Raw genomic sequence first — 15,013 nt, 5'->3', positions numbered from 1 at the left:
TGGTCACTGTGCTGATGTTTGCTTTGTACATTGCCCGCGCCTTCTTCGGTTTCAAGAATGTCGGCTTGCCAACGGTGGATATGTACCGATGTCGGTTGGAGTGTACGTACGCCTGTAAATGCGGTAATGGTATCTTGCTGCTCTACCGCAGAGCTACGATGAAAGCGGATGCTTCTGCGTTCTAGCGCGCTGTAGTGGCTGTTGTCATCGATTAAACGTAGTTTTTGCGCTTGGATCGGTGCTGAGGTGCTGGCAACATGGGGTTCTGCTTCATCAATCAGCCAGCTTAAATTTTCGCTTCTCATCAAACGCGTGAGCAGATCGTGGTCGCTTTCGTTCATCTGTATAATCAATGGACGAACATCGTAGTCTTTGCTTAGCCCAGTTTTGTCTAAACTCAGGCTCGCAGCAAACAACGGACTTCTTTGCTGCCATTCTTTATGAATTGTTTCAATGACTTGAATCACTGATTTATTCATAAACACTCTGCTATTACGGCGTTTGTGCCACAGTGACGTTGCATCTTCAAGTTTGAGTTTATAGATCGTCAGTGCGCCATCGCTCTGTCCCTGTGAGGCTTCGGTAATGATGCCTGTGGTACGGAACAGTTGTCCTCGGTCGGTGACTTGGTCGATTGCAGCTTGGCTACCGATAAACTGTTTGAGAGGAATATTTGCGGAGGTCGCAAGACAGATCAATTCCACAGACACGCCTTGATTGATGGCATGTTGTCCGTCAATGCGTTGCAGGAACACTTGGGCGGTCAAATCAGGATTACTAAACTGAATGTGCAAAGCTCTTTTTTGAGCGGTTAATCCTAATTGATCCAATACTTTATAAATACTATTGACTAAGCTATTCATTTTAATAATTTATTCATTTTTAGTTGAAGTTATTATAAATCAAAATCATTTTTTTTCTATTCCAAGAAACAATTTCATACACTAAAGTCCTTAAATTCAAATACATTTTTTTATTATTTGTTGAAAAGTTAAATAAAAAATGAAGGGTTAAATCTTATTATTATTTTGATATTTTAAGTTTAATTTAAATTACTCTCTGATAAATATCCTTAAATAAGCTAAAAGATTCTATGAGTTTATCCTCTTTGCTCTATTTCAATATTCGCTGTCTTTCACTCCATCCGACTTAGCTAGAAGCCGTTTTTCTTAGATTAAGTATAAAACCATATTTATTTTATGCCTTTCTAAATCAACGTACACGTTTGACTGGATTTTTACGATAAGATAGATGCATAGTTCATTTTCTTAGGTATTTCCCTATGAACAATATAAAACCTCCCAAAAAACCCTTATGGAAATCCAAGGCTGTTATTTTCGCTACGATTTTTAGTTGTCTGTTTCTGCTGTTTTTCTATATGGCTGTAAGCAACGAACCAGACTACATGCCAAGCCAACAAAATAAGTCAACCACACATTCAACTACGCATACAGAATCTGAGCAATCAAACCATGACATGCAAATGTCCAATCCGCAAATGAAAAATATGTCTCATAATGATCGCCACACACAACGTTCTCACTCAGTAATCAATCATGAATAATTTACGTAATGCCCTTGTTGTTGAAGGGGGCGGTATGCGTGGTGCTTTCACCTGCGGTGTACTCGATGCTTTTCTGCAACAAAACTTCAATCCATTTGATCTATTTGTGGGTGTTTCATCAGGTTCAACCAATCTCGCCAATTATATTGCCAAGCAACAGGGTCGCAATATTGAACTGTATCTCGACCATTCACTGCGTCCTGAATTTATCCGTTACGGGCGTTTTTTAAAAGGTGGAGATTTACTGGATATGCAGTGGATGTGGGAGATTGTTGAAAAGGAAAATCCTTTAGACCAAAACACTTTATTTGCACAAAACCCTGATTTTTACATGGTTTTGACTCATGCTCGATCTGGTCATGCCGAGTATTTACGGGCAGGGAAAGATAATATTATTGACGGATTACGCGCCTCAAGCTCTATTCCCTATCTTACAAGGAAAGCTGTTGAGATTTTTGGTGAACCTTATTTTGATGGTGGTGTCGCAGATGCTCTTCCAGTGCAATGGGCAGCTCAGCAGCAGCAGGTTCAAAACCTATTGGTGATCCGTACTCGAACCCAAAGCTATTTCAAAGCCAGCAGCAAAGCAGACCAATTTTTTGCCAAATATTTAATGAATCAACATGCTGGATTTTCAGATAGTCTTAAGCAACGCTGCCAACGTTATAATGCAACGGTCGATTTTATGCGTCAAAATAATCAACAGGGTATTTTGGAAGTCTGTCCCCCTGAAAATAAAATGTTAGCGGGGCGTTTATGCAAGGATAAACGCAAATTGCAATATACCTATCAAGTTGGCTTGGATTGCGGTCACAAAGCCATTGAAGATTGGAAGACACTAACTCAAACCATATAAAGCGCTTTTAGTCTAGTCCTCTTTCAGAAAGTATATTGTGTCGTATCCTTCATGTGGAAATGCATCTTCAGTTATACTTTCAATCTTAATGACCTGACCTTTTCTTAGACTCAGTGTAGGTGAATGTTGGATTTTTATTTTCATGGTTTGATTGATAAATGTGTGGCATCCACTATCGGCTCTTCCATGCTTTACTGCATTGAGTACTTTGATATCAACCAAGAATTCACTTTTCTCAAATTTATTTTGGCGCCCATTGTTTGCTATCGATGAGCTTGTAGATCTCATATCTAAGACTTTAGCACTCAATAGGCAATGATTGACATAAGATGCCCATGTAAAATTGGGGATGATTAAGCTCATCATCCACAAAAAAACTGCATTCAATTGCTTCATCTAGTTGCCCTTTTTCCAAAACTTCCAAGATTTTTCAGGGCAAGCATAAAGTTTGTCTGACACTGTGACTTCATGGTTTGTTTTTAAATCAAATACCTGAAATCGACATTGGTTATTTTGATATTGACCTAAAATTTCATAATCATGCCCAGCCTGAGGTCTAAAAGAAGCAACAGCATCCACACATTGATCAAGCACTTGTGCTTTTGTCCGAGATGAATCAGTTGCTCCAAATACAAAACCATATAAATTCACAGGTTGATCGGCATTTAAAATAAACTCTTTATAGGAGATCAGTTGGTAAGTTCGCATCGCATTGCTTTCAGCTTCTTTCTGCATTGCACTACGTGGCATCCCTTCTTCAATATTAAAGGTGATTCTCGCATACGCTTTTAGCGCAGATAATGCACCATTTCCACTTAAGTAATCCCGTATCCCAGTTTTTCTTCCTGCACAATCAAATGAATGTTGAATTAAAGTCTTTGTCGCACCCTTTCGATAGACCCGAATCCGTGCCTGTGTCGCTGGGTCATAAGTTTTTGGTTTTGTTTCCGCCTGCACTTCATAGGCTAATGCTGATGGTTGCTGTGTGTCGGCATGTACATATACAGTGAATAGCGATACTCCTCCAAATAGAAATAAAACCTGAAACCGTATCCTGCCATGCTTATATAATCTGTTCATTTTATTTTTAAAATACTGAGTATGTCTTTAAAAGACTTTACACGATGATCTGCTTATGTCGATATCACTTTTTGTTCTGGATCAAATAAAATGGCTTGCATGCCGACAGATTTTGCCCCCACAATATCAACAACTTCATTATCCCCCACGAAAATACATTGCTCAGGCATCAGTTCAAGTTGACGACACGCCAACTGGAAAATTTTTGGATCAGGCTTTCTTAGCCCGACGGCTTCTGAAACGATAATGCTAGAGAAAAGCTTGTCTACACCCAATGCCTGAAAATTACGCTCTTGAAATGGACTTCGGCCATTGGAAATGAGCCCAAGGGAAAAATCAGCCTTAACCAATCGATCAAGTACTGAATCAACACTTTGAAAAGCCACACAAAACTTGTTGAAATCTTCAATATAACTCGTGAGCAATGCTTGTACTGTAATTTTGGAAATCTGAAATTCTTGAATGAGTTGTGCATAGACCTTGTCTTTCCATACTGTACCATTCGCATCGAGAGTAATAAAACGTTGAATAAAATTTTGCTGTTGTGATAACGGAACAAGGGTTAAAGTATTGATTTGCCATTCTAAAAATTTTTCAAGGGACGAGGTTCGGTCCAAAAGTGTCTGATCTAGATCAAATAATACAGCTTGAATCATTTTATCATCTGCTCCATAGCCAAAGCATAGCATTCAAAATATCTTTAACATTCATTCCTGATCCAACGAATTTATCCATTCAATCCTTGTAAAGTCTTTAATGAAATACCCGCTCCTCCACAAACAATAACCAACACCTGATCAGTCAATTTAAACTGAATTTTCTGATCATAAAGTACCGATAGTGTTGCACCACATGCAGGCTCCACCAAAAGACGATGGTCATCAGCAAACTTTAGACAGGCATTTATAGCCGCTTGGTCTGAAACAACTTGACTGTGTATATCGAATTGCTGGCTCAGATCAAAAGCATTTTGACAAACTTTTTTCGCAGCCAATGTCGTGGCTATTCCGCTTACACGATCCAACTCCACATGTTGTCCAGCAATGATAGACGCATTTAAAGACGCTGTTCCGTGTGTTTCAACCGCATAAATTGGAATATGTCCTAACCCATGTTTATTTAGACCTGCAACCACACCAGAAAGTAGACTTCCACCACCGACAGATAACACGACTGCATCCGGTACAACACCCGCTGCAATCACCTCATCAATCATGGGGATAATCCCGTCCCACAGCAGTGGATCATCAAAAGGGTGAATAAAAACATCATCTGGCGTTAATAACGACTGTGCTAAAGCATTCGCCTCAACCCATGAAGCACCTTGTACAATAACTTCAGCACCTTGTTGAGCAATCAATTCTTGAGCGCGCTGTGCTGTGGTTTCAGGAACAACCACTGTGACAGGAACACCGAGTTGTCGTCCAGTATAAGCAACCGCTAAACCCGCATTTCCACCTGAAGAACTGACAAATCGCTGAGCGCCTTGCTCAAAATATTTTTGACAAGCATAACCAATGCTTCGCTGTTTAAATGAAGCAGAAGCTTGCAAAGCCTCCATTTTCAGCCATACCTGGCATTGGTTGAGTTGACTTAAAACGAGTGACTGTATTAACGGGGTTTTTATACTGAGCATTGATGACGATATTCCCTTATTTTATTTCGCTATTTTTTAAACTCTGACACATATCGATATGTGGGATTCCACAATCCAGATATGCTTCACCTTGTAATTGAAAACCCAAATTTTCATAGAATTTTATCGCATAGGTTTGTGCAGATAGTTTAAGTACTGTTCTATGTTCCTGCTTGGCAACATCGATAATATGTTGCATGAGCAACCTCCCGATGCCTTCACCGCGGTAGCTTTTTAATACCGCTACACGCCCGATACTGTCATTTTGTAATAACCGCGCAGTGGCAATCGGTTGATTTTGTTCATACATCACAAAATGCAGTGAGACAGCATCTTGGTCGTCCCATTCATCCACTTCACTGATATTTTGTTCTTCAATAAAAACCTTTCTACGAATCAACTGTGCATCGTGTTGAAGTTGGCTCCACGGTCCTGATTGAATTTCAAATCGACTCATTCTGTTAAATCCTAATGTTCAATAAATTGGTCCTTGATTGTTTCAATTTATGTTAATGTACGCATAATAATGTATTCATTATCACTTACTTAACCAAACCTGTAGAATAATTATGTTGTTAAATCAAAAATTTAAAGTACTTATTTATAGCGCAATTTTACTTTCTGCTCAAAATATTTACGCCAAAACCTCCGATGTTGATCGTGTCAAAGTGATCTCGCAAAGTATGATCGGATTATTTTCTCAAGATGATCACCAAGATCAACTCAATTTAAAAATGGCTGCGGCGATCGCAGGTGTTTCAGAAGTTGAAGCAAAGAAAAACCTTGATGAAAATGGTGAAAAACAATTAACGGCTTCTGAACAAATGAAACAGATGCTTAAAGAACAATTTAACGGCAACGATTTTAAAATGGTTGAACCTGCTTTTGAACGCCAATTAAAAGCTCAAGGCGCTGTATATAAAAGTTGTCAACAGAACGGAAAAATCATTGAAAATAAAGAAAATTTTCAAGTACCATTAAGCTGTAAAGTTCCTGTCATAGATTTTGAGAAAATTCAAATGCCGGCACAAGACAGTAAAGACAGTGAAGCAAAATCTGTTGTTAAAGCGTCCGACTTCTTAACGGACCTGATCAATAAAGCACCTCGCGAGACGTTAACAACCCATATCTTGATTCATAAAGTGGGCGAACAATTGGTCCCGGAAATGGATAACCCAGCCTATTTTCCTGATACGATTACTCAAAAAATAATGGGATCAAGTGAAGAAGAACTCGGTACAGCTAATCAAGAATAACGTTGATTGATAAAATAAACTGTATATCAATTGAGGTTGTTTTTATTTAACCTGATATCGGTATTTTACTTTAGCCACATTTCAGATCACTCTGGGCTAAGCGTACAAAACTGCGCTTAGCCCTATGGCAAACCTGTTTCTTGCGATTCTTACAAACGTGAAGCGCCTCTCGAGCATCAGCTTATTAGCACTTTGCTCCAATATCTTGTTGATCCCATTGCCCGTTTAACAACAACTCCAGGGATTGCTTTTGAATACCATACATGGTTTTCAAGGCTTGAATCTGAGCCAATACGCCTTGGTCAGGTTCAACAAAATCTTTGCGCTTGATCGCCAAAATCATTTTATTCTTACTGGTATGTTCCAAAGCGACAAACTCAAAAACTTTGGTTTCATAGCCATATGCCTTGAGTAATAAGGCACGAATCGTATCTGTTAACATCTCTGCCTGTTGTCCAGCATGAATACCAAACTGCAACATCGGTTGTAAAACTTGTGGGCTTTTCAATTGCGGGCGTAATTCTTTATGGCAACACGGCGCGCACATGATGATTTGTGCATTTAAGCGAATCCCCGTATGAATGGCAAAATCCGTTGCTACATCACAGGCATGTAATGCAATCATCACATCAAGGTGTGATGGATGATAAGTTCTGACATCACCCTGAAAAAAATCCAATTGTTCGAAATGAGAGACTTCTGCCACATCTTGACAAAACTTCACCATCTTATCATTCAGCTCTACGCCCGTTACAAAGGGAATTTGCCCCTGTTTTGACAAATAATCATACAAAGCAAAGGTCAGATAACCTTTCCCCGAACCAAAATCAACGACCTTTAATGCCGGCATTTGAGATTGCACCTGATCCTGTTGTTCTTGCTGCTGTATCTGCGTTAATGCTCCTGAAAAAATTTCAACAAATTTATTAATTTGTTTCCATTTACGTGCCATATTGGGAATCACCTGTGCGTTGGCATCGGTAATTCCAAGCGGTTGTAAGAAATAACTCTGTTGATCGACAAATCGCTGTTTACTGCGGTCATGTGCTTGCTGCTCGGCTTTAGGAGATTTGCCTGCCTTGTTTTTAGTTACGGTCAGCAAGGCTTTCTTCTTATTCTTTTTCAGCTGTATTTCTGCTTCATTGGTAAATAAATTGGCTTGCTTACATTGTTCCGCCAATTGCTGAATGGTGTTTAAAGCATCGGATAAAGGATAATTTTTAGTAATATCATTGGTTTTATAACGATATAAACAACTCAGCACAGGCACTTGTTGTAATTGGATGACTCGAAAGGTCATTTTCTCCAGATCAGTCAATTCACCTTTATACTGACTTAAAATTAATCGATCTAAATTTTGATTATCAATAGCTTGCTGTACGCTATCAAAAAACTGTTTTTCTTGGACAGATAAACTCGCGACATCAGACATGATCAAAACTCGTATTAATTAAGTTACCTATTTTAAAACGTCTTACTTTAAAGGTAAAACTGCATTACTATACAAGTGTATTTTTAAGGTCATAAAATCCAATGTCGACTGATCAAATGATTCATACATATGCAGCACATGAAGAACGCATCAATGCTTTGAGTCATGCATTTGGTGCCGTTTTGGCTGCCATAGCAACTGTATTTATGCTGATTAAGGGACATGATCTGCAAGGATGGCAATTTTTCGGATTGGTGGTTTATGGATTGAGTATGATTTTACTCTTCTCAAGTTCAGCCATTTACCACTTTGCTGTCGATGAAAAAAAGCGGCACTGGTATAAAAAACTGGATCATACGGCGATCTATTATTTAATCGCAGGAACCTATACACCATTTTTGGCAATTGCAATTCCAACAGCTAAAGCACATTACTTGCTGATTGCACTTTGGGTCATTGCAGCTATTGGAACACTATTCAAGTTAATATTCATTCATCGCTTTGAAAAAATTTCTTTGGCTGCATATCTCATCATGGGGTGGCTCGCAGTGCTCGTTATGGATGATATGCAACAGTTTTTGCAACCAGAAGCATTAAAATTATTGGTCATCGGCGGTTTAGCATATACAATAGGCGCATTGTTTTATGCCTTGAAAAGCGTAAGATACACTCATGCTATTTGGCATATATTTGTTCTGATCGGTGCAGGATCACATTTCCTTGCAATCTATCTTTACGTCATTTAATTCATAGACACTCAAAATTCAGTGACCCTGATCGAGTGGATTTGAGTTGATCTCGTTGTTTTTTTAAGAAATTACGCCTTTTTTAAAAAGATTACGCTTTAAAGACTCGTTTTACTTTTAAAAGTGTAAGGTTCACCATGGCGTCATCAACTATTGCTACTCCTGAAATTCAAACAAATTCAAAAACTCGCGTTCTTTTCGCAAGTCTTGTCGGTACAACAATCGAGTTCTTCGATTTTTATATCTATGCCACTGCGGCAGTCCTGATTTTTCCACACTTGTTCTTTCCAGCAAGTACAGATCCAATGACGGCAACCATTCAATCACTCGCGACATTTGCCATTGCATTTATTGCACGACCGATTGGTGCTGCTGTATTTGGTCACTTAGGTGATCGTATTGGTCGTAAAGCTACCCTGGTCGCAGCATTGTTGACCATGGGTATTTCAACCGTATGTATCGGTCTACTCCCGACTTATGCACAGATTGGTATTGCAGCTCCCCTCTTACTTGCACTATGTCGTTTAGGTCAAGGTTTAGGTCTTGGGGGTGAATGGTCAGGTGCAGTATTGCTGGCTACTGAAAATGCACCTGAAGGTAAACGTGCTTGGTATGGAATGTTCCCACAGCTGGGCGCACCGATTGGCTTTATTCTTGCAACAGGTTCTTTTCTTGGTCTTGGTGCATTGATGTCTGAAGCAGACTTTATGCAATGGGGCTGGCGTATTCCATTCCTCGCAAGTGCGGCATTGGTGATCGTCGGTTTATATATTCGCTTAAAGTTGCATGAAACGCCTGCTTTCCAAAAAGTACTGAACAAGCAAAAAGAAGTGAATGTCCCATTTAAAGAGGTTGTGACCAAACATTATAAAATGTTATTCCTCGGCACAATTGCAGCGGTTTGTACTTTCGTTGTGTTCTATCTGACCACTGTATTTGCACTCAACTGGGGAACCAAACAACTGGGGTACTCTCGTGCACAATTCTTAGAGATGCAACTTGTTGCGACCCTTTGTTTTGCTGCCTTTATTCCACTGTCGGCTGTATTTGCTGAGAAATTTGGACGTAGAGCAACCTCAATCGGGGTATGTGTTGCCTCAGCACTGTTTGGTTTAGTGTTTGCAAGTATGCTTGAGTCAGGTAGTACAGTGATTGTGTTCCTGTTCTTATGTGTAGGTTTGGCATTGATGGGCATGACATATGGACCGATTGGGACGGTTTTATCTGAAATTTTTCCAATTTCTGTTCGTTATACAGGGTCTGCATTAACCTTTAACTTGGCGGGTATTCTAGGTGCATCATTTGCTCCTTTAATCGCCACAGAGCTTGCTACCAAGTACGGTTTACAAGCTGTGGGTTACTACTTAACAGCTGCATCCATTCTTTCGCTTTTGGCATTCTTGGCGATTCGTGAAACTAAAAATGACGATGTAAACAACCAAGTTTAATCGTGCGATAAGATCAATGAAGCCTGCAATTTTGCAGGCTTTTTCATTGCTGTTTTAAGCTTTATATCCGAGTCGAAACTTATTTTTTCAATGAGTTGAAGATATGGTTGCATCGAACTCACGTTAATGTAATGTGGCTAAAAATCTGGTTTAGAGACGATTTCCACAAGCTGATTGTTAAACGGTTGCATGAATGACAAATAACTTGCATGTAACGCCATACGATTTAAATCGGTATTGAAGGGTTCAGGATGATATAACTTATCTCGGATAATCGGATGTCCGATATATTGCATATGTACACGTAACTGATGTGAACGACCTGTGATTGGCGTGAGCAATACACGGCTGATATCTTTTTCAGCATCATAGCTTACTGATTCAAACAAAGTTTGTGCAGGCTTTCCCAATTCAAAATGCACAATCTGACGCGGACGATTTTCCCAGTCTGTAATTAAGGGTACATCGACCTGACCATTGCTGTTGATCTGTCCCTGAACCAAAGCGATATAATTCTTTTTAACGGTTCTGGCCTGAAACATTTTACTGGCTGCCACTTCAGCATCACGGTGCTTGGCAAAAAGCAGAATCCCTGAAGTTGCCATATCCAGACGATGCGTGATTTTGGCATTCGGGTATAATGCCAATACTCGAGAATAAGCACTGTCATGATGCTCAACTAAACGTCCGGGAACAGATAACAAACCAGCGGGTTTGTTAATCGCAACAAAGTCATCGTCTTCAAAAATAATATCGAGCGGGTCTAAAGGTGGCTGATAAACAAAGCCATCATCAATGGGCATGTAGAATGTTTGTTGATAAGAATTGCGGAAAAATAACAATAGACTGAAAAGCTGTCAAGGGAACAGCAAACTGATTATTTCCAAAATAAAACTTCAATATCCAACGATATTGAAGTTCATATCAAACCAATATCATCCAGTTGAAAACGACTCAAGCCTGAATATTCAAAACCAATTGTCGTTTTTTCACCTGTTGCCCAACCTGTCCAACGATCTCTTCGACCACACCATCTACATCCGATTTAATCTGTTGTTGTATTTTCATTGCTTCTAAAATCAGTAGCGTTTGACCTTTAGACACAGTATCTCCAGGATTGACCAAAATATGAATAATTGCACCATCCATTGGGGCACGGATTTTACCATCGCCTGCAATATCGGTACTTTCTGGTGGTACATAAGTAACATTCTCAATGGCAATATTGCCATTTACAGCGTCCAAATAAATCCGATTTCCATCTAAGACATAATTGATTGAGCGGCGCACAGAATTTGTTTCGTAAATCAGTTGGTCGACATCTTGTGCAATGATCTGAATGTCAAGGCTTTGCCCACAGATTTCAACACCGACTAAATCACGATCACGCTTTACCAGTACATGCATGTGTTGATCTTCATGTTTCAATTTCAACGGTAAAGATAAAGCAATCCCTGTATTCCAACTGCTTTGACTTGCAGCATGGGTGAATAATGCTGTGGCAACTGCCAAATACTCTAAATCTAGTGTTTGTGAATGCAAACTTGGATCATTTTGAAAATGCTCTTGGATAAATGCCGTGTTGGTATCGCCTTTGACAATAATCGGATGTCTAAGCAAATTGACCAAAAACTGTTTATTGCTGTTTACCCCCAAAAGAACACAGTCATCTACAGCACGCGCCAAAAGCCGAATCGCATCTTGCCGGGTTTGACCATAGGCAATGACTTTCGCCACCATTGGATCATAAAAAGGACTAATTTCATCCTGTTCAAGTAACCCATGATCAATGCGTACATGAGGCGACTCCGCAGCTTGCCAACGATATATACGTCCCGTTTGAGGTAAAAAATCCTGTCGGGGATCTTCTGCATATAAACGGACTTCAATCGCATGTCCTGTCAAGGTCAGCTCAGATTGCTGAAGCGGCAGCGTTTCTCCATTGGCAACACGCAGTTGCCATTCCACAAGATCCAGTCCAGTAATCATCTCCGTTACAGGATGCTCAACCTGCAAACGTGTATTCATTTCCAAGAAATAAAAATTACCCGATTGATCCAATAAAAATTCGACGGTTCCTGCTCCAACATACTTACAAGATTTTGCTGCAGCTACCGCAGCCTCTCCCATTTGTTGGCGCAAGCTTTCAGTCATGACTGGACAAGGTGCTTCCTCGACGACCTTTTGATGACGGCGTTGAATCGAACAGTCACGTTCAAACAGATAAACATAATTGCCATGCGTATCGCCAAACACCTGAATTTCAACATGACGGGGAGCCATCACAGCTTTTTCAAGAATGAGCTCACCTGAACCAAATGCATTCTCAGCTTCAGAACGTGCTGTTTTTAAGGCTTCGACAATATCAGCCGATTGGTGAACCAGACGCATGCCCCGACCACCACCTCCTGCGGATGCTTTGACCATCAATGGATAGCCAATTTTGTTGGCTTGTTGTTCAAGATATTCAATATCTTGCTGATCACCTTCATAACCAGGTACACAAGGCACACCAGCCTCGATCATGGCAATCTTTGAAAGTCGTTTACTTCCCATCAATTCAATTGCGGATGCAGGTGGTCCGATAAAAGTAATATCGTTTTTAGCACATGCTGCGGCAAAGTCAGTATTCTCCGAAAGAAAACCATAACCGGGATGTACGGCATCTGCTCCTGTTTTTTGACATGCTTCGATAATATTATCTATAGAAAGATAGGACGCTGAAACCTTTGACGCACCGATATAGACAGCTTCATCTGCAAACTGAACATGCCGTGCATGACGATCCGCATCTGAATAGACAGCCACTGTTTGATAGCCCATTGCTTTTGCTGTTTTCATTACGCGAACAGCAATTTCACCACGATTCGCCACCAATATTTTTGAAAATGCCATTCTCGTTTCCCCTATTTTTATATTTTATTGATTTGATGATCTTGATTTTAATGATAAATCAATCACTTAAAATCAATCCTGATGTCTTGGCTATCCATCAAACCAATTCGGTTCTCGTTTTTGTATAAATGCCAAGGTTCCTTCCATGCCTTCTTCACCACCCACAGCCTGCGCAAATTGCTGTGCTGCATCATCCAACAGTGCTGTTAAAGGCTCATTTAAGGTTCGATGTAATAACGCTTTGGTCACACGAGAGGCTTGCGGCGCAGTCCGTTTGATTTGCTGAATGGTTTCAACCAACAGCACTGCCAATGCTTTTTCATTCTCAACGACTTCATGTACCACACCCACTTTCAATGCAGTGTGACCTTCAAAACGTGATCCCAATAGCGCCAAACGACGTGCTTGTGTCAAACCGATTCGTTTGACCACAAAAGGTGCAATCTGCGCAGGGATCACGCCTAGCCCAGTTTCAGGTAAGCCAAATTTGGCATCAGCAAGACTGATGGCGATATCTGAAACACAAGCCAAACCAAAGCCGCCCCCCAACACAGCACCTTCCAATACTGCAACTACAGTTTGCGGAGCTTGATCAACTTGTTGAATCATATGACCAAATTGGCGATTGAAATCAACATAAGGTTGCAGAGAGCCTACATTGATTGCTTCACCACGCAGTTTTGCCATATCTTTGATGTCACCCCCTGCACAAAAATGACCACCTTTACCTCGTAAAATGACCGAACGAATTGATACATCCTGTTCAATGACTTGAAATACTTGCTGAATCGCTTTGACCATATCCAAACTCATCGCATTACGACTGTCAGGTCGATTAAGCCATAAAGTTAAAATACTGCCCTCTTGTTCAAGTTCAATACTTGAATCAAATACCTGTGCTGTTAGCGATGGTGAAAGTGTCATCTCCATATTCTCCCTATTTATTTACGCTTGGACGGTAAAATATCCATCAGCTTACAAATAATACCGAGCATGATTTCATCAGCACCACCACCGATTGAACCTAAACGACCATCTCGATACAGTTGTGAAGCAGGGTTATCCCACATAAAGCCATTGCCCCCCCAAAACTGTAAACAACTGTCAGCGACTTCACGGGTCAAGCGTCCTGCTTTGAGTTTTGCCATAGAGGCTATTTCAGTCGCATTGCCACCAGCAACATGAATTTCACAAGCACGATAAGTTAAAGCACGTAACGCCTCGACTTCTGTCATCAATTCCGCAAAACGGAAATGTACATATTGATTGTTGATCAAAGGTTGTCCAAAAGTGCTGCGCTCCTTGGTGTATTGAATGGTTTGCTGAATAACATTTTCTAAACCGCCAATAGCATTGGCAGCCGCCCACATACGCTCTTCTTGAAATTGCATCATCTGCATCATGAAACCCATGCCTTCTGCACCGACCAGGTAACGCTGTGGCACACGAACATTGTCAAAATAAACTTCTGCTGTAGTCGTTGAGCGCATGCCCAACTTATTTAAAGGTTCTGAAAATGAGATGCCTGCGGATTTTGCAGGAACAATAATCATTGATTTGTTGACATGCGGTTTGTCATCGGACGTATTGGCAAGTAAACAGAAGAAATCTGCTTGCAGTGAATTGGTAATCCACATTTTACTGCCATTAATTACATAATCATCACCGTCTTTCTTTGCAGTGGTTTTGATCGCGGCAACATCTGAACCGGCATGCACTTCCGATACCGCAATGGAGGCAACATACTCACCTGCAATGGCAGGTGTTAAAAATTCATCACGCAATTGTTTGCTGCCAAAACGGGCCAAAGCAGGTGTTGCCATATCAGTCTGTACACCTATTGCCAGAGGTACACCTCCACATGCTGCACGCCCAAGTTCTTCCGCCACCACAAGGTTATAGGAATAATCTAAGCCCAATCCCCCGTTTTCTTCTGGTTTACAAATCCCCAATAATCCCAGGTCAGACAGCTTTTTAAATACATCATGAATTGGAAAACGCCCTTCAGCTTCCCATGCGGGAATATATGGATTGAGTTCGGTCTCAACAAACTGACGTGTAGTACGGCGTAGTGCGTCATGCTCTGATGTAAATTTCATT

Annotated in this window: 16 protein-coding genes; 5 read left to right on the top strand and 11 right to left on the bottom strand. The window is 40.5% G+C overall.

Features of this window, described 5'->3' with window-relative positions:
• The coding region (locus IMO47_RS05920) for a phage late control D family protein (protein ID WP_196083700.1) at nt 1-863 on the bottom strand (863 nt) is incomplete at its 3' end.
• 419 nt (nt 864-1,282) lie between these two features.
• On the opposite strand from IMO47_RS05920, the gene IMO47_RS05915 reads away from it, so the two are divergent.
• Together IMO47_RS05915 and IMO47_RS05910 are read left to right on the top strand one after the other, a co-directional pair.
• On the top strand, nt 1,283-1,564 hold the full coding sequence (locus IMO47_RS05915; protein ID WP_196075287.1) for a hypothetical protein: 282 nt from the start codon (nt 1,283-1,285) through the stop codon (nt 1,562-1,564).
• Nucleotides 1,557-2,420 (top strand): patatin family protein, encoded by an 864-nt coding sequence (locus tag IMO47_RS05910; RefSeq protein ID WP_196075286.1) that lies wholly within the window; start codon nt 1,557-1,559, stop codon nt 2,418-2,420. The genes IMO47_RS05915 and IMO47_RS05910 overlap by 8 nt, the downstream gene beginning before the upstream one ends.
• 12 nt (nt 2,421-2,432) lie before the next feature.
• On the opposite strand, the gene IMO47_RS05905 is transcribed toward IMO47_RS05910, so the two are convergent.
• The 5 genes from IMO47_RS05905 to IMO47_RS05885 form a co-directional block, all read right to left on the bottom strand.
• On the bottom strand, nt 2,433-2,816 hold the full coding sequence (locus IMO47_RS05905) for a hypothetical protein (RefSeq protein ID WP_196075285.1): 384 nt from the start codon (nt 2,814-2,816) through the stop codon (nt 2,433-2,435).
• Nucleotides 2,817-3,500 (bottom strand): hypothetical protein, encoded by a 684-nt coding sequence (locus IMO47_RS05900; RefSeq protein ID WP_196075284.1) that lies wholly within the window; start codon nt 3,498-3,500, stop codon nt 2,817-2,819.
• 53 nt (nt 3,501-3,553) lie between these two features.
• Nucleotides 3,554-4,156, bottom strand: coding sequence for an HAD family hydrolase (locus tag IMO47_RS05895; RefSeq protein WP_196075283.1), 603 nt, complete (start codon nt 4,154-4,156; stop codon nt 3,554-3,556).
• Between the two features lie 71 nt (nt 4,157-4,227).
• The gene (locus tag IMO47_RS05890; RefSeq protein WP_196075282.1) at nt 4,228-5,136 is read right to left on the bottom strand and encodes a pyridoxal-phosphate dependent enzyme; all 909 of its coding nucleotides are present in this window, start codon (nt 5,134-5,136) and stop codon (nt 4,228-4,230) included.
• A gap of 16 nt (nt 5,137-5,152) precedes the next feature.
• Nucleotides 5,153-5,593 (bottom strand): GNAT family N-acetyltransferase, encoded by a 441-nt coding sequence (locus IMO47_RS05885; RefSeq protein ID WP_196075281.1) that lies wholly within the window; start codon nt 5,591-5,593, stop codon nt 5,153-5,155.
• A 112-nt stretch (nt 5,594-5,705) separates the two neighbouring features.
• Here IMO47_RS05885 and IMO47_RS05880 point away from each other — a divergent pair, with 112 nt between their 5' ends.
• Nucleotides 5,706-6,392 (top strand): hypothetical protein, encoded by a 687-nt coding sequence (locus IMO47_RS05880; protein WP_196075280.1) that lies wholly within the window; start codon nt 5,706-5,708, stop codon nt 6,390-6,392.
• Between the two features lie 184 nt (nt 6,393-6,576).
• Here IMO47_RS05880 and IMO47_RS05875 read toward each other — a convergent pair whose 3' ends face one another.
• Nucleotides 6,577-7,824, bottom strand: a complete 1,248-nt coding sequence (locus IMO47_RS05875) for an SAM-dependent methyltransferase (RefSeq protein ID WP_196075279.1) — start codon at nt 7,822-7,824, stop codon at nt 6,577-6,579.
• 101 nt (nt 7,825-7,925) lie between these two features.
• On the opposite strand from IMO47_RS05875, the gene IMO47_RS05870 reads away from it, so the two are divergent.
• Nucleotides 7,926-8,570 (top strand): hemolysin III family protein, encoded by a 645-nt coding sequence (locus IMO47_RS05870; protein ID WP_196075278.1) that lies wholly within the window; start codon nt 7,926-7,928, stop codon nt 8,568-8,570.
• Between the two features lie 137 nt (nt 8,571-8,707).
• The gene (locus IMO47_RS05865; RefSeq protein WP_004830329.1) at nt 8,708-10,018 is read left to right on the top strand and encodes an MFS transporter; all 1,311 of its coding nucleotides are present in this window, start codon (nt 8,708-8,710) and stop codon (nt 10,016-10,018) included.
• A 137-nt stretch (nt 10,019-10,155) separates the two neighbouring features.
• Here the strand turns inward: IMO47_RS05865 and IMO47_RS05860 are convergent, their stop codons facing one another.
• The 4 genes from IMO47_RS05860 to IMO47_RS05845 all read right to left on the bottom strand — a co-directional run bounded on the left by IMO47_RS05860 (nt 10,156) and on the right by IMO47_RS05845 (nt 15,012).
• Complete coding sequence (locus tag IMO47_RS05860) at nt 10,156-10,821, bottom strand: RluA family pseudouridine synthase (RefSeq protein ID WP_196075277.1); 666 nt, start codon at nt 10,819-10,821, stop codon at nt 10,156-10,158.
• Nucleotides 10,822-10,972: 151 nt separating this feature from the next.
• Nucleotides 10,973-12,913 (bottom strand): acetyl/propionyl/methylcrotonyl-CoA carboxylase subunit alpha, encoded by a 1,941-nt coding sequence (locus IMO47_RS05855; protein ID WP_196075276.1) that lies wholly within the window; start codon nt 12,911-12,913, stop codon nt 10,973-10,975.
• A gap of 90 nt (nt 12,914-13,003) precedes the next feature.
• Nucleotides 13,004-13,837 carry an enoyl-CoA hydratase-related protein gene (locus IMO47_RS05850; protein ID WP_196075275.1) on the bottom strand — a complete coding sequence of 278 codons (834 nt, stop codon included), beginning with the start codon at nt 13,835-13,837 and terminating at the stop codon, nt 13,004-13,006.
• Nucleotides 13,838-13,854: 17 nt separating this feature from the next.
• Nucleotides 13,855-15,012, bottom strand: a complete 1,158-nt coding sequence (locus IMO47_RS05845; protein WP_196075274.1) for an acyl-CoA dehydrogenase family protein — start codon at nt 15,010-15,012, stop codon at nt 13,855-13,857.
• Nucleotide 15,013: the final 1 nt, after the last annotated feature.

The organism is Acinetobacter sp. Res13-Abat-PEC15-P4-01 (genome assembly GCF_015676285.1).
Lineage (GTDB): Bacteria > Pseudomonadota > Gammaproteobacteria > Pseudomonadales > Moraxellaceae > Acinetobacter > Acinetobacter nematophilus.
This window is presented reverse-complemented; position numbering and strand designations above follow the sequence as displayed.

Coding starts and splice junctions, on each gene's coding strand:
- IMO47_RS05915 (WP_196075287.1), top strand. CDS start 1,283: ATGAACAATATAAAACCTCCCAAAAAACCCTTATGGAAATCCAAGGCT.
- IMO47_RS05910 (WP_196075286.1), top strand. CDS start 1,557: ATGAATAATTTACGTAATGCCCTTGTTGTTGAAGGGGGCGGTATGCGT.
- IMO47_RS05905 (WP_196075285.1), bottom strand. CDS start 2,816: ATGAAGCAATTGAATGCAGTTTTTTTGTGGATGATGAGCTTAATCATC.
- IMO47_RS05900 (WP_196075284.1), bottom strand. CDS start 3,500: ATGAACAGATTATATAAGCATGGCAGGATACGGTTTCAGGTTTTATTT.
- IMO47_RS05895 (WP_196075283.1), bottom strand. CDS start 4,156: ATGATTCAAGCTGTATTATTTGATCTAGATCAGACACTTTTGGACCGA.
- IMO47_RS05890 (WP_196075282.1), bottom strand. CDS start 5,136: ATGCTCAGTATAAAAACCCCGTTAATACAGTCACTCGTTTTAAGTCAA.
- IMO47_RS05885 (WP_196075281.1), bottom strand. CDS start 5,593: ATGAGTCGATTTGAAATTCAATCAGGACCGTGGAGCCAACTTCAACAC.
- IMO47_RS05880 (WP_196075280.1), top strand. CDS start 5,706: ATGTTGTTAAATCAAAAATTTAAAGTACTTATTTATAGCGCAATTTTA.
- IMO47_RS05875 (WP_196075279.1), bottom strand. CDS start 7,824: ATGTCTGATGTCGCGAGTTTATCTGTCCAAGAAAAACAGTTTTTTGAT.
- IMO47_RS05870 (WP_196075278.1), top strand. CDS start 7,926: ATGTCGACTGATCAAATGATTCATACATATGCAGCACATGAAGAACGC.
- IMO47_RS05865 (WP_004830329.1), top strand. CDS start 8,708: ATGGCGTCATCAACTATTGCTACTCCTGAAATTCAAACAAATTCAAAA.
- IMO47_RS05860 (WP_196075277.1), bottom strand. CDS start 10,821: ATGCCCATTGATGATGGCTTTGTTTATCAGCCACCTTTAGACCCGCTC.
- IMO47_RS05855 (WP_196075276.1), bottom strand. CDS start 12,913: ATGGCATTTTCAAAAATATTGGTGGCGAATCGTGGTGAAATTGCTGTT.
- IMO47_RS05850 (WP_196075275.1), bottom strand. CDS start 13,837: ATGACACTTTCACCATCGCTAACAGCACAGGTATTTGATTCAAGTATT.
- IMO47_RS05845 (WP_196075274.1), bottom strand. CDS start 15,012: ATGAAATTTACATCAGAGCATGACGCACTACGCCGTACTACACGTCAG.